Genomic DNA, 2,194 nt, shown 5'->3' with positions numbered 1-2,194 from the left:
TGTCCGCATGGCGGTCATTCGAGCCTCTCGAAATAATCAATTACCGATTGAAGCCGCTCAGTGACTACTAGTAGCCAGAGCTCGCGCTTGAAGACATCTCCGACAAGGCGCTTGGGTAGGATTCTTGTTTTGAACCAGTGCGTATTATGGATCGGGCAAGGGTGGGATCGTCCGCAGGTACAAAACGATTGCCTCTAGATCTTCCGAAGTCATTGTAGCGTAGTAAGCATACCCCATCGGGGGAAGCATCCGACTGCCATCCGGTCGCTTGCCCACTGTGATAATCGCCTTCAGTTCATCATCGGAATAACCTGCAAGACCGTCTTCATGGCTTGTAATGTTGGGCGCGACGGAGACTCCCCATGGCCCGTGGAACTCAAAACCACCTGCGCCGAGATGTGTTTCGAACATCGGCCCAGTCGGTCCGAAAGTAGTATGACATTCCGTACAATGCGCCACCGGCCCCGCAAGATACGCACCGTAATCGACACTAACGCCGCGAGGAGGCGCAGAGACAGTTCCGATCGGTGGCCCGTAGGCAGGTGGAAGTGGGAAGTTGTAGGTGGAAGCAGGGGTTTCGTTGTCGCTGGCCGGGACTGTGCGCAAGAACATGACCATCGACATGAGATCGTCGTTACTCAGTCCGCGATAAAGGCCAACCGGCATCGGGGGCCCAATCAAACTACCGTCCGGTCGGATGCCCTCGCGTATCGCTTTGGCCAGCTCCGCGTCGCTCCAATCCGCTACACGGCTGCCGGGCGTGATATTGACAGCCCAAGCCTCCATCATCTCATTCTTCTCAACCATCATGCCGCCCAACTCGTTCGACATGTCCGGTCCGTTTGGACCTTGTGGTGTGTGGCAGTTACCGCAGGCAGCCGGTCCCCGAACCAGATACTCTCCTCGCTCGACGCTCGGCTCCGCGAAGGCCGACAGTGGGAGAAGCACACTCACGGCGGTCAGCAGAACTCTGTTCATTTCTCATGCTCCCGAATTTTGGGTTTGTGCGCTGTCGTCGGGTTAGGCAGGCGCTTCGTCGGGCGTCAGGATGGTCATGCCAACCTTATCAGCCACGGCCATGATTGCCGGGATATCGGGAGGCCCGTCAGGCTTCGGTACTTCTGTCGTTCCATCCGGCATTGCCTCACCAGCCTCGGTGAAGAACGTATCGTGCATCGCGCCTGGCGAGTTAATACACAACAAGCGACCCGGGGTTTCTCCAGTACACGTGAACGCGTGAACGGCTCCCTCCGGCACTTTTACGAAATCTCCGCCCCGGACACTGCGCGTTTCGCCATTTACAAAGAACTCAAATTCTCCCTCCAGAACGAAGAAGCTCTCGTCTTCGCCGGCGTGATGATTGGGCGGCGCACCAGCACCTGGGGCGGTTTTGATTTCAACAATTGTGTAGCGATCTCCGGTGTCCGCCGGAAAGGCGTGGAACGTCAGGAGATTTCCGAGAAGGTGATAAATTCGAGGGCGAGGCTGCGTCATTTCGACTGTTCCCAATGCTTGCGATTCTATTCGTTTATGGTACACAATTCTATTTGTGAGACAAGTGTATCATTAAGTGAGGTCAGTTTGGCACCCCGAACCAACCAGAAGAATAGAACTCGCGAAGCTCTTCTAGCCGCGACACGAGAGCTGATGTCCGAGGGAAAAGAAGTGACGTTGGCCAAGGTGGCAGAGCGTGCGAGGACCAGTCGCGCGACGGTCTACAGATACTTCTCAGACCCCGGGGTTCTGGCCCTTGATGCCACATTAGACATCGAGGTGACACCGACGTCCGAGCTTCTAGAAGGAATAGATGACGTTCGAAGTCGCGTGCACGCCGTGGCGCGCTACTATCTCGACTTTTCTCGCGATCACGAAGCCTACTTTCGTCAGTTTCTGGCAGAATCCTTGAAGGCTGCGTTGGAAGACGGAACGGTCAAAATGCGCGGCGCGAGAAGACTGGCTGCCTTTGCCGAAGCGCTCGAACCGATCCGCCCCGCGATGAGACCAAGCGAGTTCGAAGCTCTGACACAGCGCCTATCAATGACCTCGGGAATGGAGCAATTAATCATACTCGAGGATATTCTTCGTGTCGATCAGAAGACCGGCAATCGATTGCTCGAAGGCCTCGTTGACGCGTTGTTGGACAAGTATTTGCCAGGAGCATGAAGTGACGTCGCCAATGTCCGAATAGTCCGCA

General features: G+C 55.7%; 3 protein-coding genes. 1 reads left to right on the top strand and 2 read right to left on the bottom strand.

What is annotated here, in order from left to right; all coding sequences use genetic code 11:
* Nucleotides 1-144 precede the first annotated feature (144 nt).
* A complete protein-coding gene (locus tag GOW40_RS22005; protein ID WP_171133941.1) occupies nucleotides 145-978 on the bottom strand; it encodes a c-type cytochrome in 834 nt (277 codons plus the stop codon).
* Nucleotides 979-1,020: 42 nt separating this feature from the next.
* Complete coding sequence (locus GOW40_RS22000; RefSeq protein ID WP_171133940.1) at nucleotides 1,021-1,494, bottom strand: cupin domain-containing protein; 474 nt, start codon at nucleotides 1,492-1,494, stop codon at nucleotides 1,021-1,023.
* Nucleotides 1,495-1,530: 36 nt separating this feature from the next.
* Here GOW40_RS22000 and GOW40_RS21995 point away from each other — a divergent pair, with 36 nt between their 5' ends.
* Entirely contained in the window at nucleotides 1,531-2,163 is a 633-nt protein-coding gene (locus tag GOW40_RS21995; protein WP_256367887.1) for a TetR/AcrR family transcriptional regulator, read from the top strand.
* Nucleotides 2,164-2,194 lie beyond the last annotated feature (31 nt).

The sequence above is a fragment of the Ruegeria sp. HKCCA6707 genome, from assembly GCF_013033515.1.
Classification (GTDB): domain Bacteria; phylum Pseudomonadota; class Alphaproteobacteria; order Rhodobacterales; family Rhodobacteraceae; genus Ruegeria.
This window is presented reverse-complemented; position numbering and strand designations above follow the sequence as displayed.

Coding starts and splice junctions, on each gene's coding strand:
- GOW40_RS22005 (WP_171133941.1), bottom strand. CDS start 978: ATGAACAGAGTTCTGCTGACCGCCGTGAGTGTGCTTCTCCCACTGTCG.
- GOW40_RS22000 (WP_171133940.1), bottom strand. CDS start 1,494: ATGACGCAGCCTCGCCCTCGAATTTATCACCTTCTCGGAAATCTCCTG.
- GOW40_RS21995 (WP_256367887.1), top strand. CDS start 1,531: ATGGTACACAATTCTATTTGTGAGACAAGTGTATCATTAAGTGAGGTC.